Source organism: Atlantibacter subterraneus (genome assembly GCF_007570865.1).
Taxonomy (GTDB): domain Bacteria; phylum Pseudomonadota; class Gammaproteobacteria; order Enterobacterales; family Enterobacteriaceae; genus Atlantibacter; species Atlantibacter subterraneus.
The window spans coordinates 1,051,942-1,075,772 of record NZ_VLPS01000001.1; the positions used below are offsets into that span (position 1 = coordinate 1,051,942).

General features: G+C 56.7%; 23 protein-coding genes. 15 read left to right on the forward strand and 8 right to left on the reverse strand.

The features are described from left to right. Nucleotides 1-2 precede the first annotated feature (2 nt). The 7 genes from FND52_RS05090 to FND52_RS05120 are packed head-to-tail and all read right to left on the reverse strand — an operon-like array spanning nucleotide 3 to nucleotide 6,867. Nucleotides 3-944 carry an ABC transporter ATP-binding protein gene (locus tag FND52_RS05090; protein WP_144129769.1) on the reverse strand — a complete coding sequence of 314 codons (942 nt, stop codon included), beginning with the start codon at nucleotides 942-944 and terminating at the stop codon, nucleotides 3-5. Next, entirely contained in the window at nucleotides 928-1,929 is a 1,002-nt protein-coding gene (locus tag FND52_RS05095) for an ABC transporter ATP-binding protein (protein WP_144129771.1), read from the reverse strand. Before FND52_RS05095 ends, FND52_RS05090 begins: the two co-directional genes overlap by 17 nt. After that, the gene (locus FND52_RS05100; protein WP_144129773.1) at nucleotides 1,929-2,810 is read right to left on the reverse strand and encodes an ABC transporter permease; all 882 of its coding nucleotides are present in this window, start codon (nucleotides 2,808-2,810) and stop codon (nucleotides 1,929-1,931) included. Before FND52_RS05100 ends, FND52_RS05095 begins: the two co-directional genes overlap by 1 nt. After that, the gene (locus FND52_RS05105; protein WP_144129774.1) at nucleotides 2,807-3,778 is read right to left on the reverse strand and encodes an ABC transporter permease; all 972 of its coding nucleotides are present in this window, start codon (nucleotides 3,776-3,778) and stop codon (nucleotides 2,807-2,809) included. Before FND52_RS05105 ends, FND52_RS05100 begins: the two co-directional genes overlap by 4 nt. Nucleotides 3,779-3,782: 4 nt before the next feature. After that, nucleotides 3,783-5,423 (reverse strand): ABC transporter substrate-binding protein, encoded by a 1,641-nt coding sequence (locus FND52_RS05110; protein WP_144129776.1) that lies wholly within the window; start codon nucleotides 5,421-5,423, stop codon nucleotides 3,783-3,785. Then, nucleotides 5,420-5,857 carry a PaaI family thioesterase gene (locus FND52_RS05115; protein WP_144129778.1) on the reverse strand — a complete coding sequence of 146 codons (438 nt, stop codon included), beginning with the start codon at nucleotides 5,855-5,857 and terminating at the stop codon, nucleotides 5,420-5,422. Before FND52_RS05115 ends, FND52_RS05110 begins: the two co-directional genes overlap by 4 nt. Beyond that, complete coding sequence (locus tag FND52_RS05120; protein ID WP_144129780.1) at nucleotides 5,854-6,867, reverse strand: zinc-binding dehydrogenase; 1,014 nt, start codon at nucleotides 6,865-6,867, stop codon at nucleotides 5,854-5,856. The genes FND52_RS05115 and FND52_RS05120 overlap by 4 nt, the downstream gene beginning before the upstream one ends. A 369-nt stretch (nucleotides 6,868-7,236) precedes the next feature. On the opposite strand from FND52_RS05120, the gene FND52_RS05125 reads away from it, so the two are divergent. The 5 genes from FND52_RS05125 (at nucleotide 7,237) to FND52_RS05145 (ending at nucleotide 12,018) form a co-directional block, all read left to right on the forward strand. Then, entirely contained in the window at nucleotides 7,237-7,923 is a 687-nt protein-coding gene (locus FND52_RS05125; protein ID WP_125293324.1) for a helix-turn-helix transcriptional regulator, read from the forward strand. Then, the gene (locus tag FND52_RS05130; protein WP_144129782.1) at nucleotides 7,924-9,003 is read left to right on the forward strand and encodes an alanine racemase; all 1,080 of its coding nucleotides are present in this window, start codon (nucleotides 7,924-7,926) and stop codon (nucleotides 9,001-9,003) included. Nucleotides 9,004-9,023: 20 nt separating this feature from the next. After that, a complete protein-coding gene (locus tag FND52_RS05135; RefSeq protein ID WP_144129784.1) occupies nucleotides 9,024-10,184 on the forward strand; it encodes a M20 family metallopeptidase in 1,161 nt (386 codons plus the stop codon). Between the two features lie 17 nt (nucleotides 10,185-10,201). Continuing rightward, entirely contained in the window at nucleotides 10,202-10,663 is a 462-nt protein-coding gene (locus tag FND52_RS05140) for a RidA family protein (protein ID WP_125293327.1), read from the forward strand. Nucleotides 10,664-10,734: 71 nt separating this feature from the next. Further along, the gene (locus tag FND52_RS05145; protein WP_125293328.1) at nucleotides 10,735-12,018 is read left to right on the forward strand and encodes an MFS transporter; all 1,284 of its coding nucleotides are present in this window, start codon (nucleotides 10,735-10,737) and stop codon (nucleotides 12,016-12,018) included. A gap of 38 nt (nucleotides 12,019-12,056) precedes the next feature. Here FND52_RS05145 and FND52_RS05150 read toward each other — a convergent pair whose 3' ends face one another. Then, the gene (locus FND52_RS05150) at nucleotides 12,057-12,803 is read right to left on the reverse strand and encodes a class I SAM-dependent methyltransferase (protein WP_144129786.1); all 747 of its coding nucleotides are present in this window, start codon (nucleotides 12,801-12,803) and stop codon (nucleotides 12,057-12,059) included. A 96-nt stretch (nucleotides 12,804-12,899) separates the two neighbouring features. Between FND52_RS05150 and FND52_RS05155 the strand changes: the two genes are divergently transcribed. The 10 genes from FND52_RS05155 to FND52_RS22020 all read left to right on the forward strand — a co-directional run bounded on the left by FND52_RS05155 (nucleotide 12,900) and on the right by FND52_RS22020 (nucleotide 23,743). Beyond that, nucleotides 12,900-14,090 carry an MFS transporter gene (locus tag FND52_RS05155; protein WP_125293330.1) on the forward strand — a complete coding sequence of 397 codons (1,191 nt, stop codon included), beginning with the start codon at nucleotides 12,900-12,902 and terminating at the stop codon, nucleotides 14,088-14,090. A gap of 322 nt (nucleotides 14,091-14,412) precedes the next feature. After that, nucleotides 14,413-16,845 (forward strand): DMSO/selenate family reductase complex A subunit, encoded by a 2,433-nt coding sequence (locus FND52_RS05160; RefSeq protein ID WP_144129788.1) that lies wholly within the window; start codon nucleotides 14,413-14,415, stop codon nucleotides 16,843-16,845. Nucleotides 16,846-16,858: 13 nt separating this feature from the next. Further along, nucleotides 16,859-17,485 (forward strand): DMSO/selenate family reductase complex B subunit, encoded by a 627-nt coding sequence (locus FND52_RS05165; RefSeq protein ID WP_125293333.1) that lies wholly within the window; start codon nucleotides 16,859-16,861, stop codon nucleotides 17,483-17,485. Beyond that, nucleotides 17,478-18,254 carry a dimethyl sulfoxide reductase anchor subunit family protein gene (locus tag FND52_RS05170; protein ID WP_144129790.1) on the forward strand — a complete coding sequence of 259 codons (777 nt, stop codon included), beginning with the start codon at nucleotides 17,478-17,480 and terminating at the stop codon, nucleotides 18,252-18,254. Before FND52_RS05165 ends, FND52_RS05170 begins: the two co-directional genes overlap by 8 nt. Before the next feature lie 56 nt (nucleotides 18,255-18,310). Further along, entirely contained in the window at nucleotides 18,311-18,904 is a 594-nt protein-coding gene (locus FND52_RS05175) for a TorD/DmsD family molecular chaperone (RefSeq protein ID WP_144129792.1), read from the forward strand. After that, on the forward strand, nucleotides 18,904-19,443 hold the full coding sequence (locus FND52_RS05180; RefSeq protein WP_144129794.1) for a 4Fe-4S dicluster domain-containing protein: 540 nt from the start codon (nucleotides 18,904-18,906) through the stop codon (nucleotides 19,441-19,443). Before FND52_RS05175 ends, FND52_RS05180 begins: the two co-directional genes overlap by 1 nt. Before the next feature lie 222 nt (nucleotides 19,444-19,665). Beyond that, nucleotides 19,666-21,144, forward strand: coding sequence for a SulP family inorganic anion transporter (locus tag FND52_RS05185; protein WP_144129795.1), 1,479 nt, complete (start codon nucleotides 19,666-19,668; stop codon nucleotides 21,142-21,144). 119 nt (nucleotides 21,145-21,263) lie between these two features. Beyond that, on the forward strand, nucleotides 21,264-21,800 hold the full coding sequence (gene cybB, locus FND52_RS05190) for a cytochrome b561 (protein ID WP_144129797.1): 537 nt from the start codon (nucleotides 21,264-21,266) through the stop codon (nucleotides 21,798-21,800). 306 nt (nucleotides 21,801-22,106) lie between these two features. Next, entirely contained in the window at nucleotides 22,107-23,390 is a 1,284-nt protein-coding gene (locus FND52_RS05195; RefSeq protein ID WP_144129799.1) for a PTS ascorbate transporter subunit IIC, read from the forward strand. A gap of 230 nt (nucleotides 23,391-23,620) precedes the next feature. Beyond that, on the forward strand, nucleotides 23,621-23,743 hold the full coding sequence (locus tag FND52_RS22020; protein ID WP_280114058.1) for a hypothetical protein: 123 nt from the start codon (nucleotides 23,621-23,623) through the stop codon (nucleotides 23,741-23,743). Nucleotides 23,744-23,831: the final 88 nt, after the last annotated feature.

Genomic DNA, 23,831 nt, shown 5'->3' on the forward strand with positions numbered 1-23,831 from the left:
CGTCAGCTCAGATGAAAATGACAGGCCACCTGTCGCTCAGAAGTAAGGGATTGCAGCGGCGGCCGCTGCTGTTGGCACAGCGGCTGCGCATAAGGACAACGGGTATGAAAGGCGCAGCCGGACGGCGGCGCAAGCGGGCTGGGCAGTTCGCCTTCCAGCAGGCATTCTCCGCGCGGATGACGCGGATCGGCCACCGGCGCGGCGGCCAGCAGAGCCTGAGTATAAGGATGCGCGGGCGCGGCCCAGATTTGCGCCGTCGGGCCGCTCTCCACCACCCGGCCCAGGTACATCACCATCACCCGGTGGGCGATATACTCCACCACCGACAGATCGTGGGAAATAAACAGATACGCCACGTGGGACTGCTGCTGGATATCGCGCATCAGGTTGATCACCTGCGCGCGTACCGACACGTCCAGCGCCGAAACCGGCTCGTCGCAGATCACAATGCTCGGTTCCAGCGCCAGCGCCCTGGCGATACCGATGCGCTGGCGCTGGCCGCCGGAAAACTCGTGAGGGAAGCGCGTTGCCGCCGATGCGGGCAGCCCTACCACTTCCAGCAGTTCGGCGATGCGCACCTGAATGGCGTCGCGTGACCACCCCGCTACCTCCAGCGGCCTGGCAATAGATGTCCCGACGCGCTGGCGCGGATTGAGCGAACCCTGCGGATCCTGAAACATCATCTGGACGTGGCGACGGAAAGGCAGCAGCTGGCGACCCTGACGCGACAGTACATCGTCGCCGTTGAGCCGCAGCTGGCCTTGCGCCGGGATCAGCCGCATCAGGGCTTTGCCGAGCGTTGACTTACCGCAGCCGGATTCCCCCACCAGGCCGACGGTCTCCCCGGCGCGCAGTTGCAGATCGACTTCTGTCACCGCGTGCACCCATCCTCCTTTCACCGGATAACGGACCGATAAGCCTTCAGCCTCAAGAAGCGTGTTCATGGTATTCCTCAGTATAATTTTCCGGGGCGGTAATCAGGCAGGCCGCGCGATGGTCAGGCGCAAGTGCATTAAGAGGCGGCACCCGTTCGCTACAGGCCTCGCAGGCCAGCGGGCAGCGATTGCGAAACGCACAGCCTGACGGCAGCGCGGCAAGCGGCGGCACCCGGCCCGGAATGGCGTACAGCCGCTCGCCGGGCTGGCCGCTTTTCGGTGTAGAACGCAGCAGCCCCCGGGTATAGGGATGACCCGGTTGTTCAAACAGGGCCAGCACGTCGGCCTGTTCGACAATGCGCCCGGCGTACATCACGGCCACGCGTTGCGCCATGGCGGCTACAACTCCAAGATCGTGGGTAATCAGCAGCAGCGCCATCCCGGACTCCCGCTGGATATCGCGCAGCAGTTGCAGGATCTGCGCCTGAATCGTGACGTCCAGCGCGGTGGTCGGCTCATCGGCAATCAGCACCTGCGGCTGGCAGGCAATCGCCATGGCGATCATGACCCGCTGGGACATGCCGCCGGAAAGCTGATGGGGATAATCACCCATCCGCCGCGCCGCATCGGGGATTTTTACCCGTTCCAGCAGCGCCACCGCCCGTGGAAATGCGTCCCGACGGTTCAGGCCCAAATGCAGGCGCAGCACTTCCATCAGCTGGTCGCCAATGGTTTTCACCGGGTTCAGGGCGCTCATGGCATCCTGGAATATCATGGCGATATCCCTTCCCCGCACCTGTTGATACTGGCGGTTACTGAGCTGCATGAGGTCACGGCCTTCGAACAGGATTTGCCCCTGGGAAATGCGCGGCGAACGGCTGTTCAGCAGGCCCATAATCGCCAGCGCGGTCATAGACTTACCGCATCCCGATTCGCCAACCAGCGCCAGGGTTTCTCCGGCATGCAGATCAAACGACACCTGGTTCAGTGCTGTGACGTCCCTGCCGCCGCTGCGCAGCGTCACGCTAAGGTTATTCACTGACAGTAGCGCCATTATTCACGCTCCCTGAGTTTCGGGTTGAGGGCATCGTTAAGCCCATCACCTACCAGGTTCAGCGCCAGTACCGCCAGCATGATCGCCACGCCGGGCACTGCGCAGATATACCAGGAGGAGCGGATCAGCGTGCGCCCTTCCCCAACCAACCGTCCCCAGCTGGCGAGGTTCGGGTCGCCGAGCCCGAGGAATGACACCACCGATTCATAAAGAATCGCCCCGGCGATAACCAGCGAGGCCATCACGATCACTGGCGGCAGCACGTTGGGCAGGATCTCTTTTACTACGATTTGGTGGTCCGCCATCCCGCTGGCGCGGCAGGCCAATACAAATTCGCGGTCGCGCCACGAGAGGAACTCCGCACGGGTCAAGCGGGCAATGGGCTGCCAGGAAACCAGCGCCACGGCAATAATGATATTGCCCATATGCGGCCCCAGAACCGAGACTACCGTCAGCACAAACACCACGTTGGGGATCACCTGAAACAGCTCCGCGATGCGCATCAGGGTTTCATCCACCCAGCCGCCAAACCAGGCGGCAGCGGCCCCGATACTGACGCCAATCAGCGTCGCAGCCAGACTGGCGGCCAGACCAATCAGTAATGTCGCCCGCGCGCCGTGAACAATCAGTGCCGCAATATCGCGCCCTAGCGAATCGGTACCCAGCGGATAGCGCCAGTCGGTAAACGGCCAGATTTCCGGCATTGCCACAATCCGTAGCGGATCTTTGGGATAAAAAATCCCGGCGGTGAGCGCCATCACCACCATCAACAGCACAATCAGCGCGCCGCACACCGCCCCGGGATGGCGCAAAAACTGCCGCAGCCAGTGCGGTAACGGAATGCGCATTGAACGCCGCAAACTTGCCAGATTTTCACTCATGCGTTGCTCCTGACACGCGGATCCAGCCGTGAGTAAGTGACGTCGACAATGATATTAATCACGATAACCAGCAGCGCGCTGAGCACCAGAATGCCGAGGATCAGCGGATAGTTACGGCTCATCACGCTATCAAGCAGCACCTGCCCGAGGCCGGGCCAGCTAAACACGGCTTCGATGACGATACTGCCGCCCAGCACGGTGCCGAGCTGCAATCCCAACAGCGTCACCACCGGCAGCAGCGCGTTGCGTAAGGTGTGGCGCACGACCACGGCGGCGCGGCTCAGCCCTTTGGCCTGCGCGGTACGCACGTAGTCCATCTGTGCCACTTCCAGCATCGAGGCGCGCATCACCCGGGCGTAGGTGGCGGCATAAAACAGCCCGAGGGTGATCGCCGGTAGCGCCAGGTGATGGAGAATATCCAGCGCCTGCCCCCAGGGTGACAACGTCACGCCAATCGACGCCATTCCGCCCACCGGAAACCAGCCTAACTTCACCGAAAACAAAATAATCAGCATGATGCCGAGCCAGAAACTGGGCGCTGCAAAGCACACCACCGCCAGTGTTGAGATCAGCGTGTCCCAGACGCTGTTGACGCGGATGGCCGCCAGCACCCCGGCACCGACGCCAACCAGCACCGCCAGCGCAATGCTGGCCAGCATCAGGATCAGTGTGGCCGGGAGATGGGCCATAATCACGTCAAACACCGGCATGTTCTGGCGAAACGAGAACCCCAGATCGAGCTGGCACACCGACCACAGGTAGTTAAGCAGTTGGGTCAGCACCGGCTGGTCCAGCCCGTACAGATGGCGCAACCGCTCGATCATTTGCGGGTCGGTGACCTGCTGCTCCGCCGTCATCACATCCAGCAACGAGCCGGGCACCAGATTCATCAGCGCGAAGTTAATCACAATCACGCCGAACAGCAGCGGAATGCCCTGCAGGACACGCCGCAGGATCAGTCTCAGCATCACATCACCCCGCCAGCCAGATATCGTTCAGCGCGGTGCCCTGCACATTCGCGTCGGTAGTGAAGTTATGAACTTCCTTGCGCGCCAGCGTGTACGACTGCATTTCAATCAGCGGCACAATCGGCACATCAGTGCTGGCGAGGCGGGCAAACTGCTGAACCAGCGCCTTACGCTTCGCTTCGTCGGTTTCGATGGTGATTGCCGCCACCAGTTGGTCCATCTCCGGGCTCTGGTAGCCGGTGGCGTTGCGGAATGCGCCGCCTTTAACAATGCCGTCCGAGGTGTAGAACTGGGTCACTACCGGCACCGGCTCCACCGGGGCGGTAAAGTTAGAAATGGCGATGTCGTAGTTGTAATCGGTGTAGATACGCTTGAGCGCGGTGGCGCGATCCACTGAATCCAGCTTCACTTCAATACCGATGTCTTCCAGCGCCTGTTTCAGGTACTGGCCGAGTTTGGCGTTTTCTTCAAACCAGGCGGCAGCCAGCAGATTCACCGTGAAACGCTTGCCGTCTTTTTCCGGCAGCCCGGCTTGATCCAACAGTTGCTTCGCTTTATCCGGGTCAAAGGCGTATGTCGGTACATCGGCGGTGAAAAACACCGGATTACTGCTGAAAATCGGCGCAACGGCGGGTTTGCCGCGCCCAAAATAGATCGTGTTGAGGATAAATTCCCGGTCAATGGCGTGCAGGATCGCCTGGCGTACTTCCCGGCGCTTTACGTGCTCGCGACGCTGGTTGAACTCCACCGTCACGGCCCAGGCGCAGTTTTCGTAGCCGCGCGTATCCAGCGTGATGTTGCCGCTTTTCACCAGCCGATCGATATCCCGCGCCGGAACCGGGTTGGAATAGCCCACCTGCATCTCGCCAGCTTCCAGCGCCGCCGTGCGCGAGGCCGCATCGCCCCACCAACGGATAATCAGTTTGTCGAGATACGGCTGGCCAGCGCCCCAGTATTTTTCATTACGCGCATATTCCACATAGCTGCCGCGCACCCAGTTGCCGTACTTCCACGGGCCGGTGCCCACCGGGCGGTTGTTGAGCGGGTTGGTCAGGATCGGCTGCCCGGCGTACAGGTGTTTCGGCAGTACCAGTTGGTATTGCCCGGCCAGGGTGGACTTCAGGAAGAATTCCGGGACCGGCACCGAGAAGGTGAGCTTCACGGTATGCGGGTCAACGGCTTCGGCTTTTTCCAGCGCTTTAAGCGCGATCCCGGCGGAAATAGCTTTCCAGTGTTCGGTGGCGTTGAACACCACGTCATCGGCGGTGAACGGCTGGCCGTCATGCCAGGTGACGCCCTGGCGCAGCGCAATGGTATAGGTTTTGAAGTCTTCAGACGGCGTAACGCTTTCGGCCAGCGCGGGCTGGAATACCAGTTTATCGTCAAGTTTTAGCAGGCGTTCGAGGATCTTGGTCGAGGTCTGGAACGGCGAAGAGCCGCCGCCGCCCGGCACCAGTAATGCCTGGGGCTCCAGCCCGCCCCAGGAAATCACCAGGGTGCCGCCGCGTTTCGGCACGCCGCCGCTTTCGGTGGCCGCAATGGCGCGGGTGATCAGGCTAAACCCGCTGATTTTCGCCGCCACGCCGAGCGCAGCCCCGCCTGCAGCGAGGGTTAACAGCTGGCGTCGTTGTTGGTTAATTGTCATGATGATTTCTCTGGAGTCGTTAACTGCGTGGCATAACTGGCGCGGCCAATGGCGACCAGCTGCCCGCTCTGATTAAACACGTCGACATCGGCAACACCCACGCTGCGCCCTGCCCGTCTGACGCGGGCAACCACCTGAAGCTCGGTATCAATGGCGGGGCGCAGATAATCGACGCGGAAATTAATGGTCGGTAATCCCTGGCCTAACAGCATCCCGAGAGCGAAATCCCCCACGGTGTCGATAATTGACGCCAGCGGGCCGCCGTGCCACTGCCCGCTACCGGCTTTCCGCTCGAATTCCGGGCGCATCGGCACGCTGACTTCCAGCGTCTGGGCGTCGTAGTCGATGGCGGTGACGCTGAGGTTCAGCCAGTGAATAAACGGCGAGGCGGCAAAAATAGTAGCTAAGTCATCCTGATTGAGTAATTTGCTCATGCCACCACCACCTTACCCACCACCTGGCGCTGCTCCAGCGAGGCCAGCGCCTGCGCACCCTGCTCCAGCGGCCACTGGCGGTCGATAATCACTTTGAGCTGCTGCGATTCGACGGCGTCCAGCAGGGCGTGCAAATCTTCGCGCTCCCAGCCGTTGGAGCCGAGGATTTGCAGCTCATAGGTCCAGATATAGCGCAGGTCTTCCGGTGGATTAAACCCGGCGGTTGCGCCGCAGGTCAGTACGCGTCCCCCGACGCGCAGCACCCGCAGGGATTTCACCCAGGTGTCGCCGCCGGTGAAGTTCACGACGACATCCACCCCGCCCGGCTCCGCGCTGCCGCGACGGCGCACCGGTTTGCCATAGCGCTGCCAGACGGCTTTCACAAAATCGTCGTTCTGGTAGAGGATCACGTCATCCGCGCCCAGCGCCTTCAGGCGTTCGGCTTTTTGCTCGCTACCGGCACAGGCGATCACGGTCGCACCCGCCAGTTTCGCCAGCTGCACGCAGCACACGCCCACGCCGCCGCTGGCTCCTAAAATCAATACTTTCTCGCCGGGCTGGATGCGCCCAATGCTTTGCATCATGCGCCAGGCGGTGCCATATGCCACCGGTAAGGCGGCGGCGTCGGCATAGCTGACGCTATCCGGCAGGCGAATCAGTTGATGCGCCGGTACGCGACAGCGCTCCGCCAGCCCGCCGTGGGTGGTTTCACCAATCAGGCCGCCATTAATTCGGTCAATGGGATCAACCACCACGCGGTCGCCGATATTCCAGCCCTGGACCTTGCTGCCAACGGAAATAATTTCACCGGCCACATCGAGGCCGATAATTATCGGAAACGGCAAATTAATGCCCGGCATACCGCGACGGGTAAATATATCGTGATAATTTAATGACGCTGCCTTGACGGCAATAATCACATCGCCCTCGCCGGGTTGCGGGTCCGGAAAATCATGCTCTAAAGTAAATTTATCGTTGTCGCCATGTTCCCGTAAAACCAGTGCTTTCATTTTATTCCCCAGTTTTTTTAAATAGCTTCGCCGCCTCGCTGGACGCAAAAATAACGGCGAGAAAATTCAACCTCATTGGCTTTGCTAACGCGTTAATAACAATAATTTTTTAACACCAAACCGGCGGGGAATTAAAATAGAAAAACTACATTTGGTTATGCGGAAAATGGGAATACTTCAATCATTCTCTGTTTGCTGCCTCAGCGCCTTGCTGCACCCCACCCCCAAACAAAAAGTTTGTCACCAAACAAAAAGTGAGTTTTTTGCGTGATCCCGATCGCTTTTTGCTCATTTAACGGTTGTTTAACACCCACACTTGTCGCTATACAATACAAAAAGTTTTGTTAGCTAACTAAATTTTAGGTTGATATGGAAAACATCAAAGAGAATCTCGATTTCATCATCCCGATGATGGAAGGCATCGCCGGGCAGTTTGGCGAAAACTGCGAAGTGGTTCTTCACGATCACTCCCAGGGACTGGAGAGCAGCATCATCGCCATTATTAATGGTCATGTGACCGGGCGTAAAAAAGGCGATCCGAGCAGCAACCTGGGGCTGGAAGTGCTGCGTGGCACCGACGTTAACGGCGACCGCCATAACTATTTCACCCAAACGCGCGATGGTAAAACCCTGCGTTCTACCTCGGTCTATTTCCGCAACAGCAGTAATAAAGTCATTGGCGCGCTGTGTATCAACCTTGATATCAGCGACATTTTGCAGGCCGAGAAAATGCTCAACAAAATGGCGGGCCGCCCCGATAGCGCGCCTGCGCGCCCGGAAGAAGTCAATGAAGTGTTTGTTAAGGACGTCAACGAACTGCTGGATTATCTGATCGCGGAATGCACCACGTTAATCAGCGTTCCGGTGAACAATATGACCCGTCAGGACAAACTCGACGCCATTAAGTTTTTCGACGACAAGGGGGTGTTTCTGATTAAAAAGTCCGGGGAAAAGATTTGTGAGTTTCTGAATATTTCGAAATACACCCTCTATGCCTATCTCGGCGAAATCAGAGGGGATACTCCGCCTGGCGAGGGCGAAAACTCAGGAGGCTAAATGTACACCACACCTTATGTCGCGCTGGACATGGATATCATGGAAAAAAATATTAACGCCATGGTATCCGGGCTGGCCCGAAATAATATTCAGCACTGGCCGCATATTAAGACCCATAAGTCGGTGCGGCTGGCGAAGCTGGAACAGCAGCTTGGCGCAAGCGGAATTACCTGCGCCAAGTTATCCGAGGCGGAAGTAATGGCAAAAGGCGGGATCACCTCGATTCTGCTGGCCTATCCGCTGATCGGCGAAGATAAATGCCAGCGGTTTGCCGAGCTGGCCCGTCAGATCAACATTCGCACCATTATTGATAGTCTTGCCGGTGCCGAGGGGCTTTCACAGGCGGCGGTGAAAAACGATCTGCAATTTAACGTCGATATCGCCATTGATTTTGGTGCGCATCGTGAAGGTATTCAGCCTGACCAGTTGCTGGATTTTGCAAAGCAGGTTGCAGCCCTACCCGGCCTGAATATAAAGGGCGTATTTACCTACGCGGGCACGATCTATCAATACCATCAGGAAGCGGATATTCGCCGGGCGGCCCGCGAAGAAGCGGCTCTGCTGATTAACAGCCGGGACCTGTTAAATGCCAACGGCTTTTCAATTGAAATTTTATCCGGCGGCTCCACGCTGTCCTCTTTTTACGCCGATGAGTTAAACGGCATTAGCGAATCACGCGCCGGGAATTTTATTTTCGGTGATATGAACGCCATCAACGGCGGTATTTATACCCCGGAAGATTGCGCCCTGACAATTTGCGCCACCGTAGTCAGTATTCCCCTGCCCGGCTACGCCACCATTGATGCCGGGACCAAATCTCTGACCTCGGATTTATCCAGCGTGGCAGGCTCTTATGGGCATATTCAGGAATACCCGGAAATGCAACTGGTGAAGCTGAATGAAGAGCACGGTTATTTACGCTACGACCCGGAAGAAACCGCGCTGAATATCGGCCAGCAGATCCATATTATTCCCAACCACTGCTGCGTGGTGGCGAATCTGGTGGATGAAATATACGCCTTCCGCAATGGAGAATACCGCGAAACGATTACCATCGACGCGCGTGGAAAAAGTTATTAAAACCTGAACTGGGTATTTTTATGACCATAAAACAATTAACTGCTGATGAACGGCAGGAGCTTGTTACGCTCCTTTGCAGCCTGATTCAGCATCCTTCGGAAAACCCGCCGGGAAATGAAAACGCCGTCGCGCATTTTATTGCCGACGTTTTGCAGAAAGAAGGCATTGAGACAGAGCTCCAGGACGTGGTGCCAGGCAGGCCAAACGTGATTGCGCGGATTAAAGGGCAACAGCCCGGAAAACGCGTGATCCTCAATGGCCATACCGATGTGGTGCCGTGTGGCGAGGGCTGGTCGGTGGAGCCGTTCGCCGCGGTAATTGAAGATGACCGCATTATCGGACGCGGCGCGGCGGATATGAAATCCGGCGTGGCGGCGATGATGTTTGCCGCCATTCTGATCCAGCGCCACGGTTACGCCTTCAATGGCGAGTTAACCCTGCTGTTTAACGTGGATGAAGAGCGCGTCAATCTGGGCATGGAGCACTTCCTGGCGCAGGGCGTTGAAGCCGATTACGCCATTATCGGCGAGCCGACGTCCCTTGAAATCTGCATCGCCCACAAAGGCGTCAGCCGCACCCGGTTGACCACCTTCGGCACCGCCGGGCACGCCGCGAAAGTGCGCGAGCCAGACAGCGCCATCGATAAAATGGCCCGTCTGCTGCCGGAACTGGTGCAGGAGTGCCAGCGGGTTAAGCAGAAACAGCACGACCTGCTGGGCAACGCCTCGATGCTGGTCACCACCATCAGCGGCGGCAGCGCGCCAAATATCGTTCCGGCGTCGTGCCATATTGAAATCGACCGTCGGGTGTTGCCGGGCGAAACGCGCCACGACATCAACAGCAGCCTGAGCACCGCGCTGTCAGGCGTTGGGTTGCAGACCGAACGGGATTATTCGCTGGAAAACTACCTGTTTATCCCCGCCTCGGCGATTGATGAAAATCACCCGCTGGTAGAACGCGCGTGCGAAGCGGTTAATCAGGTCACTGGCAGCGCCAAAAAAACCATTTTCGAGGCTACCTGCGAAGCGCCATTCTTCTCGGTGGGGCAGCATATTCCGACCATTATTATGGGCCCGGGCGATTTAGCACAGGCGCACGTTAAAGATGAGTTTGTACGGATTGAGGAATTACACCAGGCGGCGGAAATTTATTTATCACTGACGCTGGATCTATTGAAATAACCCAACAGGAAAACACTATGACCATTGACGCTCGCTTAGCAGAGCTGGGTATTACACTCGGCGAGCCTACTGCACCTAAATTTTCGTATATCCCGGTAAAACAAACCGGCAATTTACTGTATACCTCCGGGAATGATTGCCGGGTTAATGGTGAATTAATTTATACCGGCACGCTGGGCAAGGATTTAACCATCGAACAGGGCCAGGAGGCCGCGCGCCAGTGCATCGTGAATATTCTGACTTCGCTGAAAGCTTATCTTGGCGATCTGAACCGGATCGCCGGTTGCGTGAAAATGCTGGGATTTGTACAGAGCGCCGATGATTTTAAACAGCAGCCCTATGTCATGAATAGCGCGTCGGATCTGTTAATCGCAATATTCGGTGAAAGTGGCCGCCATGCGCGCTCTGCTATCGGTACTAATGCTTTACCTTTTGACACGCCCGTTGAGATCGAATTGATTTTCGAAATTAACGATTAATCCTGATATCTAATAATAACGCCATTATTCTGCGTGGTGATGGCGTACTTACAATTATTAAAGGAACATTTATGTCTACTCAAGCAAGCTCTCGCCTGAAGCGTTTGCAAATTATGGCATTATTGTTTTTGCTCGTGGCGGGTATTATTAATTTCCTCGACAGAACCTCGCTGTCTATTGCCAATACCACGATTCGTGAGGAAATGGGCCTCACGGCGACCGAAATGGGTTTATTGCTGTCGGTATTTTCCTTTGGCTACGCATTATGCCAGCTGCCGATTGGCATGGTGATGGAACGCTTCGGCGTGAAACGGGTTTATGGGTTCGGTATTTTCCTGTGGTCTGCCGCTCAGACCGCGCTGGGCTTTGTCGGCTCATTCAGCCAAATGATCGTCGCCCGCGTGGTGCTGGGGATTGGCGAAGCGCCCCATCTGCCTACCGGCGTTAAGGTGGTCAACGACTGGTACAACATCCGTAAACGCGGGGTGCCGATGGGGATTGTCAACATGTCGTCTACCCTCGCCCAGGCGCTGGCACCGCCGTTGCTGATTGCCCTGATGCTGGCCTTTGGCTGGCGCGCAATGTTCATCATCATTGGGGTGGCGGGCATTATCCTGTCGATCCTGTGGATGATGTTCTACCGCAACCGCGAAGATGCCAATCTTTCCCCGGAAGATATCGCCCATCTGGAGGAAGAAACGCCGCCGTCCAGTAAAGAGAAAGTTACCCTGAAAGACTGGGCCGGGCTGTTTAAGCAAAAGTCGATGTGGGGGATGATTATCGGCTTTAACGGCGTGGGCTATATGGTCTGGCTGTTCCTGACCTGGCTGCCGTCGTACCTGGAAATGTCCCGTGGATTAAGCCTGGAGAAAACCGGCTGGGTCGCGGCGATCCCGTTCCTGTTCGGCGCGGCGGGGATGCTGGTTAACGGCGTGGTCGCGGACTGGGTGATGAAGCGCGGCGCGGATAAAATGAAAAGCCGCAAATGGATGATCTGCTTAGGGCTGCTGTGCGCTGCGGGCTTCACCCTGCCTGCCGCCTATACCGACAGTACCTTTACCGCGGTAGCCTGCATCAGCATGGCGCTGTTTTCCATCCACTTTGCGGGCACCTCCGCCTGGGGCCTGATTCTGGTGTCGGTACCGTCCCGCCTGGTGACCTCCGTCAGCGGTATCCAGAACTTCGGCGGATTTATTGGCGGCTCGTTTGCGCCAATCATCACCGGGATGATCCTCGACAGCACCGGCTCCTTTACCCTGGCGCTGGTCGCGTCGTCGGTTATCGCGTTTATGGCGTCGCTGGTTTATTTCTTTATGGTCAATAAACCGATTACCGACCCGGCGGCGGCAAACTGATTTTACTCACGCGGCGTGCCTGCTCGCGCCGCGTGCTCTCACACTCGCCCTACCCGCATCGCAATTGGCCAGGTGATGGTTCTGGCTTGCGCCGTATCGCCCCACAGGGTTGCAAATTCGCTAAAAAAACGCTCGACGCGCGCCTGTTCTCCGGCTTCCGTGGCTTTTCTCACCGCTGACCAGGTGGAGATATAGCCAACAAAGGCCGCGAAATCCCATTCCACCTGAATGTCCAGCGGCGGCGGTGAAAGCTCGTCGAACGGGAATTCCAGCGTGCGGTAGCCTTCATCCACCAGGCGGCGCTCCGGCGGCCAGTACGGGCCAATTTCACCGTCATAAAACTGGCGGAACCGATCGTTTAACATGTCGTCCAGCTCCATAATCCCGTAGCTGATGAGCGCGATAATCGCCCCCGGCACGGTCACGCGGCGCACCTGCGGGTAAAACGCGTCCAGTTTGAACCAGTGCGCGGCCTGGGCAACGGTTATCAGGCTGAAATTCGCCAGATTGTCCGGCAGCTTTTCCGCAGGCGCAGAGTGGTAGCGGATCTTCGGATGCGGCGCGACGTTGGCAATCTGGCTTTCGCTGGGATCGATGCCCACCACCTCATCAAAGGTATCAGCGAGCAGCCGGGTTAATTGCCCGGTACCGCAACCCACGTCCAGGGCGCGCTGGCGGTCCGGGGCCACGCTTGCCAGATAATCAACCAGCTCAGGCGGATATTCCGGGCGAAAGCGCGCGTAATTGTCCCCGCCGCGATCGAACCAGTTGGTGCTTTGCGCCATGTCACGCCTCCTTTCAGGTAAAGCCTCTTATATCAATGAAGTGTATATTATCGAACACACTCTGGATTAATTCACGGCGCAATGCGCGGAGCCCGCATGTTTTCCCGATTTACAACGTTACGACGCATTCCTTCCGGCGTTTGGGTAGTTGGCGGCGTCAGCCTGCTGATGGATGTCTCTTCCGAAATGATCCACAGCCTGCTGCCGCTGTTTATGGCGACCACGCTGGGGGCCAGCGTAGTGGTTATCGGGCTGATTGAAGGATTGGCCGAGGCCACGGCGCTGATGGTGAAAGTCTTTTCCGGCGTGATTAGCGACTGGCTGGGTAAACGCAAAGGGCTGGCGCTGATGGGCTATGGCCTCGGTGCGCTGAGCAAACCGCTGTTTGCTATCGCCACCACCTCCGGGATGATCCTCACCGCGCGGCTGACGGACCGGCTCGGTAAGGGCATTCGCGGCGCGCCGAGGGATGCGCTGGTGGCCGACGTCACCCCGCCAGAACTGCGCGGCGCGGCTTACGGGCTGCGCCAGTCGTTAGATACTATCGGTGCCTTTCTGGGTCCGCTGCTGGCGGTAGGGTTGATGTTTCTGTGGCACGACGATTTTCGCGCCATTTTCTGGGTGGCGGTGATCCCCGGCGTAATGGCCGTTGCGCTGCTGTTTTTCGGGCTTCACGAGCCGAAAACGCCGGTAACCCATAAACGCGCTAACCCGATTAGCCGCGCAAATTTGCGCCGGCTCGGTAACGCCACCTGGTGGGTGATTGCCCTGGGCGGGATTTTTACCCTTGCCCGCTTCAGCGAAGCGTTTCTGGTCCTGAAAGCGCTGGAGGTGGATATTCCGCTGGCGCTGATCCCGCTGGTGATGGTGGCGATGAACCTGCTCTATTCGGTTACCGCTTACCCGTTCGGCAAACTCTCTGACGCCATGAGCCACAGCCAGCTGTTGCAATGGGGTCTGGTGGTGCTGATCCTGGCAGATATCGTGCTGGCGCTCAGCACCCACTGGGCAGGCGTTTTAATTGGCGTCGCGCTGTGGGGCATTCATATGGGAATGACCCAGGGCCTGCTGGCCGCCATGATCGCCGCCGCTTCGCCTGCTGACTTACGCGGCACGGCGTTTGGCATGTTCAGCCTGGTCAGCGGCGTGGCGTTACTGCTCGCCAGTACCGGTGCGGGCATACTGTGGGAGTTTTCCGGTTCGGCCTCGACGTTTATTGCCGGTGCGGTAATTTGCCTGGCGACACTACTTTATTTACGAGTTATGCCGGTGCGTAACGCGGTGTAATCACTCTGCCCGGCAGATTATTTTGCCGGGCATTGATCACCCTATTCTGAAATGAATTAATTTTGCCTGCAGCGGATTTAATTAGCCGGTTTTAATAGTTCATTTTCTATAAATACGGATTCTAATAATAACACCCTTAATAAGGATGTTGCATTTTCATTAAATATATCATTATCTTAAATGGAATTTTTTACATCTCCATTTTGTCACTTCACAGTTTCTAATTCATAAGTGTTATAAATATATACCCCTTGATCATAATCAACCTGGAAAAGTCTTATACAAATTAAGGTCCCCTTTGGATGCAATGAGGGTACTTATAATGAAAAAAAGACTACATGAGATTTTAAATACGCAAATCTCACGGCGGGAGACTGTCACAACCGCCGCAAAAATTGGTTCTGCCGTTGCGTTAAGCAACGCGATTTCTTTGCCATTTTCATCAAGCGCGCTGGCGGCACCGCAAGCAGCCACGGTAAACAGTGGTGAAACCGTGCGCCACAGTGCCTGCCTGGTTAACTGCGGCAGCCGCTGCGCGCTAAAGGTGATCGTTAAAGACGATCGCATTGTGCGTATCGAACCCGAAGACGCGATTGATGATGCGGTATTTGGCCAACACCAGATTCGCCCCTGTTTACGCGGGCGCTCCAATCGCTGGCGCGTGTACAGCCCGGATCGCATTAAATATCCCATGAAGCGGGTCGGTAAACGCGGCGAAGGCAAATTCAAGCGTATTAGTTGGGAAGAAGCCACCGCGTTTATTGCGGCGGAACTTAAACGCGTAACCGAAAAATATGGTCGCGAAGCCATTTATTACAACTATCAGTCCGGGGCCTATTATCACACCCAGGGAACGCCCGCCTGGAAACGCCTGTTAAATCTCACCGGCGGCTATCTCAACTACCATAACACTTACTCCACAGCACAAATTGCCAGCGCCACGCCGTATACCCACGGTAAATACGTCGGCAGCCATTTCTCGCAAATTGCCCATTCCGATCTGGTGGTGTTTTTCGGCATGAATCTGTCGGAAACGCGCATGTCAGGCGGTGGTCAGGTTGAAGAGCTGCGCCGGGCACTGGAAGCCTCAAAAGCCAGAGTGGTGATTATCGACCCACGCTATACCGATTCGGTGATCACCGAGCACGCCGAATGGCTGCCGATCCGCCCTACCACCGACGCCGCGCTGGTGGCCGGTCTGGCCCATACGCTGATTAGTGAACAGCTGATCGACGAAGCGCTGGTTAATCAGTACTGCGTCGGCTTTGACCGTTCCACGCTGCCGGAAAACGCTGCGCCTAACGCCAGTTATAAAGACTATGTGATGGGCACCGGCGACGACGGCATTGAGAAAACGCCGGAATGGGCGGCGCAAATCACCGGGATCCCGGCGACGCGCATCAAACAGCTGGCACGGGAAATCGCGGCGGCGCGCGCCTGTTACATCGGCCAGGGTTGGGGCCCGCAGCGCCACGCCAACGGCGAGCAAACGGTACGCGCTATCCAGACGCTACCCGCGATCACCGGTCATTTTGGATTACCGGGCACCAATAACGGCAACTGGCCTTATGGCACCCCATACGGCGTGCCGCTGCTGCCTACCGGCACCAACCCGGTTAAAGCCTCGATCCCCTGCTATCTGTGGACCGATGCGATCCTCAATCCGGAAAAAATGACCGCCACCACCATGGGCGTGAAAGGCGTCGAGAAGCTCAGCGTCGGGATTAAGCTGTTTTTCAATCAGGCCGGTAACGCGTTGCTGAACCAGCATGGCGATATCAACCGCACCCGTAAAATCCTCGCCGATGAATCGCTGTGCGAAACCATCATCGTGATTGAAAACCATATGACGCCGAGCGCTAAATACGCCGATCTGCTGCTGCCGGAAACCAGCTATCTGGAAGCGGAAGATCTGGTGGACAGCTCCTATGCGGCGGGTTCCCACAACTATATGATCGCCCTGCAAAAAACCATCACGCCAATGTGGGAAGTGCGCAGCACTTATGACATCTGCGCCGATATCGCCGGGCATCTGGGGCTGCGCGAGCAGTACACCGAAGGGCGCACCCAGGCCCAGTGGGCGGAATATCATTATCAGCAGATCCGCGAAAAACGCCCCTATCTGCCGGAATGGTCGGTCGCCAAAAACAAAGGGATCATCGACCAGAAAATCGCCACCGAACGCCAGAGCATCGCGTTTATCGATTTTCGTGAAGATGCCGCAGCCCATCCGCTGGAGACGCCGTCCGGCAAGATCGAAATCTACTCCCAGGCGCTGGCGGACCTGGCGCAGAAATGGACCCTGCCGGAAGGCGATCGCATCCCGGCGGTGCCGGAGTTCTGCGTGGTGAAAGAGTCGCACCTGAATAAAGAACTGACGGCGAAGTACCCGCTACAGCTGAGCGGCTTCCACACCAAAGGCCATACCCACTCTACCTACACCAACGTGCTGGCGCTGCATGAAGCGGTACCGGATGAAGTGTGGCTTAACCCGATTGACGCCCGCGCGCGGCAGCTCGCTTCCGGGGATATCGTGCACGTGTTTAACGATCGCGGCGTGGTGGAGATCCCCTGCAAGGTGACTAACCGCATTCTGCCGGGCGTGGCGGCGATGCCACAGGGCGCGTGGACGCGTCTTAACAACGAAGGTGTTGACGTGGGCGGCTGTATTAACTCGCTGACCAGCCATCTGCCGTCGCCGCTGGCGAAAGGCAACCCGCAGCACACCAACCTGGTTGAGATTAAACGCGCTTAAGGAGTGAATAAAAATGAAACAGTATGGCTTTTACGTTGACTCCTCGCGCTGCTCGGGCTGTAAAACCTGCCAGGTGAGCTGTAAGGACAACAAAGATTTAGATGTGGGACCGAAGCTGCGCCGGGTGTATGAGTACGGCGGCGGCAGCTGGGTGCAGGAAGGCGATAGCTGGCACAACGACACCTTTAGCTACTACCTGTCGATTGCCTGCAACCATTGCGATCAACCGACCTGCGTAGCGGGCTGCCCGACCGGGGCGATGCACAAGCGCGAAGAAGACGGGCTGGTTCTGGTGGACGATTCCATCTGCGTGGGCTGCCGCTACTGTGAAATGCGCTGCCCGTACGGTGCGCCGCAGTTTGATGCCAAAGCGAAAGTGATGCGCAAATGCGACGGCTGTCTGGATCGGCTGGAAAAGAATCTGCGTCCGATTTGCGTGGATTCCTGCCCGCAGCGCGCGCTGGATTTTGGGCCGATTGACGAACTGCGCCAGAAATATGGCGTGGAAAACCAGATCGCCCCGCTGCCGTCTGCCGGCTTTACCCATCCCAATCTGGTGGTGAAACCGCATCCGAAAGCGCGGCCAACCGGCGATACGGAAGGCGCGATTCAGAATTTACGGGAGGTGCGTCATGCATGAGTTACCGCTGGTTTTCTTTACCGTTCTGACGCAGAGCGCGGTCGGCGCGTTCATTGTGCTGCTGATCGGCGGCGCGCTGGGCCATATCGAGCCGCGCCGTCTGGCAATCGGCCTGTTCGCCGCGGTGTGCCTGTTCGGCCTGGGCGTGGTAATGGGCATTTTCCACGTCGGGCAGCCGCTGCGCGCCATGAATATGCTGTTCCGCGTCGGGCATTCGCCGATGAGCAACGAAATCGTGCTCTCAGCGGTGTTTGGTACCGTCGCCGGTATTGCGGCGCTGGGCCTGCTGCTGGATCGCGGGGCGCGTAAGCTGTTTATCTCGCTGGCCTGGCTGGCGGCGGCGATTGGCGTGGTGTTTGTTTTCGCCATTCCGCGCATCTACCAGTTGCCGACGGTGACCACCTGGAGCTCCTCCTGGACCACCGTCGTGATGCTGCTGACGCCGCTGATTGGCGGCGGCGCGCTGGCAGCAGCGCTGGGCGTGCGCCGTCTGGGGCTGATAGTCAGCATCGTCGGGATTATCGCCAGTTTCTGTCTGCGGCCTGGCTATCTGTCCACCATTCTGCTGGCCGACGCCCCGCTGGCAGCGGCGCAGTCTGACTGGTTTACCGCCCAGGCTGTGCTGCTGGCGGCGGGCGCGTTGGGCGCGCTGGTGTATATCCGTGCCAGAAGCGGCCAGGCGCTGCTGTTCGCCAGCGCTGGCGTGGTGATTGCGGCGGAACTGATTGGCCGTATCGCGTTTTACAATCTCTGGACGTTGCCAATGTAACGCCCTGTCGGGCAGGCTGCGGCCTGCCCGATTGCTGTATTAATAAGGAATGATCTATGTCTTCTGCCGCTGTACTGCCGCGTATTCTTGGCGCGCTGTTTTACTACTCGCCGCAGCGCCCTGAGGTTAAGGCGCTGATTGAATGCCTGCCAACCCTGCCGTCGCTGTATGCCTGGCGCGATCCGCACACCATCACTCAACTGTGTGAAGCCTGGCCCATGGACGATGATGAAGAACTCGGCTGGCAGTATTCCGTGCTGTTTGAAGGCCAGGGAGAAATGGTCGCGCCGCCCTGGGGCTCGGTCTATCTGGAAAAAGATAACCTGCTGATGGGCGAAACCACGGCCCGCTACCGTGGGTTTTTACGTCATCACGGCCTGGCGTTTGACGGCCAGCACCAGGAGCCGGAAGATCAGTTTGGCCTGATGCTGCTGGCCAGCTCCGCGTTTATCGAGCGCGATAATCCGCAAGCCGCCACGGCGTTGCTGGAACAATTCCTGTTGCCCTGGGCACCGCGCTATCTTGAACTCATGCAGCATAACCACGTCAGCCCGTTTTACGCCCGGCTGGCGCAGGTAGCGGCGCTGTATTTGCAGGACGTTCAACAGCAGCTGGGGCTTAACCCGGTAGAATCACGGATTTTTTTCTAATGAATAAAACCGAGCGCTACTACCAGCAATATATGTCCCACCGCCACGTCAGCCGTCGCGGACTGTTCCGGGCGTTTGTGACAGCGTCACGAAACGTAGCGCCACCGCCTGCCGCTTTACCGCCGTGGCCGCTGCCGCCCGGCGCGCTGACCACGGCGCAATTTTTTGCCCAGTGCGATAAATGCCAGCAGTGCGTTCAGGCTTGCCCGATGGGCGTCCTGATTACCCATCAGGAGGGTTTCCCGCAGCTGGCGATCGAATACGCCAGCTGCGACGGCTGCGCGGCGTGCATTCAGGCGTGCCCGACCGGGGCGTTACAGCCGCAGCCGCGCTTCGATACCCGTCTGCGCCCTGTTTTTACTGATGCCTGCATCCACGGCGCGCGGGGATGCGATCGCTGTGTGGAAGTTTGCCCGCAGCGGGCCTGCTCTGTTGGCGAATCCGGCCTGCCGAAGGCCGACGCCGACGGCTGCAATGGCTGCGGCGAGTGCCTGATACAGTGCGATCGCCAGGCCATCACGTTGCACTCAGTCATATAACCCTTAAAGATGTAAGGTTGAACTCTTATTCTTTTCATCTATAGTGACAGGCTTCACAAATCATCAGTTAATGACACCATCATGTTGCTTACGCCGCCCTGAGTTACCCCTTAACTCTCTGCACTGAATAACACCCTCGGTGCCTCAACCACATCCCGCCTGCGGATGCGCGTTGCTTTGCGTTGCGTAAAATTGTTAATCACTAACCATTGAGAAATCACTATGTTGCTGTCCTCGACGCGTAAGGACTGGCTGGGTAATGTCCGTGGCGACATCCTGGCGGGTATTGTTGTGGCGCTGGCCCTGATCCCGGAATCCATTGCCTTTTCCATTATCGCGGGGGTCGACCCGAAAGTCGGTCTCTATTCCGCCTTCTGTATCACCGTGGTGATCGCCTTTTTCGGCGGGCGTCCGGCAATGATCTCTTCGGCAACCGGCGCGATGGCGCTGCTGATGGTGACGCTGGTGAAGGAGCACGGATTACAATACCTGCTGGCGGCCTCGGCGCTGACCGGCGTGTTCCAGCTACTGGCCGGTTATTTAAAGCTCGGCAGCCTGATGCGTTTTGTCTCCCGCTCGGTGGTTACCGGCTTTGTTAACGCGCTGGCGATCCTGATTTTTATGGCGCAATTGCCGGAACTGACCAATGTGACCTGGCACGTATACGCGTTAACCGCTGGCGGGCTGGCGATTATCTATCTCTGGCCGCGCATCAATAAGACCATCCCCTCGCCTCTGGTCTGCATCCTTGTAATTACCGCCATTTCCCTGTGGCTCAATCTGGACGTACGTACCGTTGGCGATATGGGCCAACTGCCGGACAGCCTGCCGGTGTTTTTGATCCCGGATGTGCCGTTTACGCTACAAACTCTGTGGATCATTCTGCCGTACTCCGCCGGTCTGGCCGCCGTGGGCCTGCTGGAATCGATGATGACCGCGACTATTGTGGATGATATGACCGACACGCTCAGCGATAAGAATCGCGAGTGTAAAGCCCAGGGCATCGCCAATATCTGCACCTCAATGATCGGCGGGATGGCGGGCTGCGCGATGATCGGCCAGTCGGTGATTAACGTAAAATCCGGCGCGCGCGGGCGGCTCTCTACGCTGACCGCAGGCCTGGTGCTGCTGGTGCTGGTGGTATTTTTAAATCAGTGGGTATCGCGCATTCCGATGGCAGCGCTGGTGGCGGTGATGATTATGGTGTCCATTGGCACCTTCTCGTGGCGCTCGATCCTCAACTTGCGCTCCCATCCACCGTCAACCAGCGTGGTGATGCTGGCAACGGTCGCGGTCGTGGTCGCAACCCATAACCTGGCGTTTGGCGTGTTTACCGGCGTGCTGATCGCGGCGCTGAACTTTGCTACGAAGGTAGCGCGCTATATGAACGTTGAGAGCACGCGTGAGGGCGAGACGCGTAGTTATCAGGTACACGGCCAGATCTTTTTTGCTTCTGCCGACCGCTTCGTTGAGCGTTTCGACCTGCGCGAGCCGCTGAAAAAGGTAGTGATTGACGTGCGTCATGCTCATTTCTGGGATATCACCGCCGTGGGCGCGCTCGATAAGGTGGTGATGAAGTTCCGTCGCGCGGGCGCAGACGTGGAAATTATCGGGATGAGCGAGGCCACGCGCAGCCAGATCGACCGTTTTGCTGTACACGATAAACCGGACGCGGCGGCTAATCTGGTTTCCGGGCATTAATCTCTGTTCAGGCGGGTCTTAATTCAGGCCCGCTGCAAAAATCCCACACTTATCATCGCGTTAATTATTGCTGCGTTTTACGTTAGCTTATGGGCTGGTTTAATTGTTCTGGACTCTCCATGCACCATAAATTCACTTCATCACAAATTTTTCTCCACTGGCTAACGCTGCTATTGCTGACCATCGCTTACGCCGCCATGGAGTTGCGCGGTTTTGCCCAGCGCGGCTCCTGGCAGGGATTTACGCTGATCGTCACCCATTTCAGCGCGGGTACGCTGGTGCTGATTGTGATGTGCCTGCGCCTGTGGCTGCGTTTGCGGCACCGCACGCCGCCGATTCACCCTGCTCCGCCACGCTGGCAAACCGGTCTGGCGCACCTGACACACAGCGCGATTTATTTGCTGTTTATCGCTTTACCCCTCATCGGCATTGCGTCGCGCTATTTTCGCGGTCGCGACTGGTGGTTGTTCGGCGTGACTATGCCGGTTGCGCCGCTGCCTGATATGGCACTTTCGACGACCCTGAGCCACTGGCATGTGGTCCTTGCGCCGCTGGGTTACTGGTTGATTGGCCTGCATGCCGTTGCGGCATTGGCCCATCACTATTTTTTTAAAGATAACACCCTACTGCGTATCTCCCCGTTCCATCAGAAATAAGAATTTTCACGGCGGCGGAGGATTCCTCCGCTTTTTTTGTTTTAAATAAAATGAAAAATCCTATTTTTACTGCTGGCTAGAATGGTAGTCACAGTTAATTAACACAATTCTCCGCGCTATTTAACCAATCCACAACCACAATAATGAAACTGCATTTCAAAACAAAAAGAACATTGTTTCTTTTGTGATGTAGCTATCAGATAACGCTTAAATCCGGGTGCTAACATAACTACGCTTTAGTTTACCTTTCCATACAAACGCGCCTTTTCGGGCATAGAAAAAATAGCTCCAGGTGGGATAAAGAAGATGGACATATTATTAGGGTTAGTGAAAACACCCGCAGTAATAATAGCGATTGTGGCATTTCTGGGTTTGTTATTTCAAAAGGCTTCCATTTCACGATTAATAACCGGTACATTCCTTTCGTTTATCGGTTTTACAATGATAAAGGTCGGCGGCGGCATTCTGATGAAAGTGCTGACCGCGTTTAGCGCCCTGTTCTCTAAGGCTTTTGATATCGTCGGCGTCGTTCCCAGCAACGAGGCCATCATGGCGGCGACCATTGATAAGCTTGGCGCGACGGCTGCGTTGATTCTGCTGTTCTCGATGATTTTAAATATCCTGCTGGCCCGCTTTACGCGTTTTAAATTTATCTATCTGTCATTGCACCTGGTGCTGTTTATGGCTTTTGCCCTGACGGCGGTATTAATGCAGTTCGGCTTCAGCAATTATCAAATGGTGATTATCGCCTCGCTGTTTATCGGTTGCTATATGGCGATCTCCCCTTTTATTCTTAACCGCTTTAGTCGCGAAATTATCGGTTCCGATGAATATGCTATTTCCCATGCAGCGATATCTTCCTATGTGATCGGCTCTTTTATGGGTAAATGGTTCGGGAATAAAAACACCGATACCGAGCACCTGAATATCAGTAATAAATTCGATTTTATTCGTGAGCCGAACATTGCCACCCTGTTGACCATGCTGGTGCTGCTGCTGATCTCCTGCATTTTCGCTTCTCAGCCGCAAATTAAAGACGCGATGACCATGGTTTACGGTGCTGGCGCTGGCGATAAAAACGTGGTGATTTTTATCCTTGAGCAGTCTGCTATCTTCGCCTGCGGCTTGTATCTGGCCAAAGCGGGTGTGAATCTGTTTACTGCCGAAATCGTACCGGCGTTTAAAGGCTTTGCCCGGGTGTTTGCTCCTGGCGCTGTGCCTGCGGTAGACGTGATGGTGCTGTTTACCAAAGCGCCGAACGCCACCTTAATCGGCTTCCTGATTAGCTTTATGGTCGAGTTGATTTGCATCGTGATTTTCCCGTTCATCGGCCTGCCGATCATCGTTCCGGGGATTATGGCGAGCTTTATCACCGGCGGCGCGGCGGCGATTTTCGGTAACGCTACCGGCGGTTTCCGTGGCGCGGTGATTGCCAGCAGCATCAACGGCCTGCTGCTGTGCGTACTGCCTGCGTTGACCCTGCCGATTTTCTCCCAGCTCGGTGCAAACGGCGTCACCTTCGCCGACCCGGATTTCACTATTCCGTCGCTGATTCTGGATTACATTCTGAGACTGTTCAGCTTTATCTAAATCTAACCGGTCAACGCCTCCCCGTGAGGCGTTTTCCTGTTGAACCTCGTTAAAATTGCACTCCTGGTTGAAAAAATTGGCACTGCTTTTATATTCGGCTCATAAACTGAGCCGAATAGTTTTTTTTTCCGCAAAAAGGCCCGCTGGATATTACGCCCTGGCTGGTCTGGTTTTTAGAAATCCTGGATGCCACGCTCGATCACGCGCTGGATGCTATCCAGCGCACGCTGATGAAGTCGCGCTTCTGGCAACGGCCCGCCACGCTGGATATCAGTCCGGAACAGCAGAAAGCCCTCAACCGACTGCCCGGCGGCGGGCGCAATACCCGCTATCAGATTGCTTTCGGGGATTAAGCCGAATACACGCCTTATTCGCCTCATTTCGTGAGCCGAATAGCGAGATTATTCGGCTCATCGGCCCTTTTTCGTTCTGCAAGGCTCA

Excerpts from the sequence above, each read along its gene's own strand:
- FND52_RS05090 (WP_144129769.1), bottom strand. The coding sequence starts at position 944 with ATGAACACGCTTCTTGAGGCTGAAGGCTTATCGGTCCGTTATCCGGTG.
- FND52_RS05095 (WP_144129771.1), bottom strand. The coding sequence starts at position 1,929 with ATGGCGCTACTGTCAGTGAATAACCTTAGCGTGACGCTGCGCAGCGGC.
- FND52_RS05100 (WP_144129773.1), bottom strand. The coding sequence starts at position 2,810 with ATGAGTGAAAATCTGGCAAGTTTGCGGCGTTCAATGCGCATTCCGTTA.
- FND52_RS05105 (WP_144129774.1), bottom strand. The coding sequence starts at position 3,778 with ATGCTGAGACTGATCCTGCGGCGTGTCCTGCAGGGCATTCCGCTGCTG.
- FND52_RS05110 (WP_144129776.1), bottom strand. The coding sequence starts at position 5,423 with ATGACAATTAACCAACAACGACGCCAGCTGTTAACCCTCGCTGCAGGC.
- FND52_RS05115 (WP_144129778.1), bottom strand. The coding sequence starts at position 5,857 with ATGAGCAAATTACTCAATCAGGATGACTTAGCTACTATTTTTGCCGCC.
- FND52_RS05120 (WP_144129780.1), bottom strand. The coding sequence starts at position 6,867 with ATGAAAGCACTGGTTTTACGGGAACATGGCGACAACGATAAATTTACT.
- FND52_RS05125 (WP_125293324.1), top strand. The coding sequence starts at position 7,237 with ATGGAAAACATCAAAGAGAATCTCGATTTCATCATCCCGATGATGGAA.
- FND52_RS05130 (WP_144129782.1), top strand. The coding sequence starts at position 7,924 with ATGTACACCACACCTTATGTCGCGCTGGACATGGATATCATGGAAAAA.
- FND52_RS05135 (WP_144129784.1), top strand. The coding sequence starts at position 9,024 with ATGACCATAAAACAATTAACTGCTGATGAACGGCAGGAGCTTGTTACG.
- FND52_RS05140 (WP_125293327.1), top strand. The coding sequence starts at position 10,202 with ATGACCATTGACGCTCGCTTAGCAGAGCTGGGTATTACACTCGGCGAG.
- FND52_RS05145 (WP_125293328.1), top strand. The coding sequence starts at position 10,735 with ATGTCTACTCAAGCAAGCTCTCGCCTGAAGCGTTTGCAAATTATGGCA.
- FND52_RS05150 (WP_144129786.1), bottom strand. The coding sequence starts at position 12,803 with ATGGCGCAAAGCACCAACTGGTTCGATCGCGGCGGGGACAATTACGCG.
- FND52_RS05155 (WP_125293330.1), top strand. The coding sequence starts at position 12,900 with ATGTTTTCCCGATTTACAACGTTACGACGCATTCCTTCCGGCGTTTGG.
- FND52_RS05160 (WP_144129788.1), top strand. The coding sequence starts at position 14,413 with ATGAAAAAAAGACTACATGAGATTTTAAATACGCAAATCTCACGGCGG.
- FND52_RS05165 (WP_125293333.1), top strand. The coding sequence starts at position 16,859 with ATGAAACAGTATGGCTTTTACGTTGACTCCTCGCGCTGCTCGGGCTGT.
- FND52_RS05170 (WP_144129790.1), top strand. The coding sequence starts at position 17,478 with ATGCATGAGTTACCGCTGGTTTTCTTTACCGTTCTGACGCAGAGCGCG.
- FND52_RS05175 (WP_144129792.1), top strand. The coding sequence starts at position 18,311 with ATGTCTTCTGCCGCTGTACTGCCGCGTATTCTTGGCGCGCTGTTTTAC.
- FND52_RS05180 (WP_144129794.1), top strand. The coding sequence starts at position 18,904 with ATGAATAAAACCGAGCGCTACTACCAGCAATATATGTCCCACCGCCAC.
- FND52_RS05185 (WP_144129795.1), top strand. The coding sequence starts at position 19,666 with ATGTTGCTGTCCTCGACGCGTAAGGACTGGCTGGGTAATGTCCGTGGC.
- cybB (WP_144129797.1), top strand. The coding sequence starts at position 21,264 with ATGCACCATAAATTCACTTCATCACAAATTTTTCTCCACTGGCTAACG.
- FND52_RS05195 (WP_144129799.1), top strand. The coding sequence starts at position 22,107 with ATGGACATATTATTAGGGTTAGTGAAAACACCCGCAGTAATAATAGCG.
- FND52_RS22020 (WP_280114058.1), top strand. The coding sequence starts at position 23,621 with ATGAAGTCGCGCTTCTGGCAACGGCCCGCCACGCTGGATATCAGTCCG.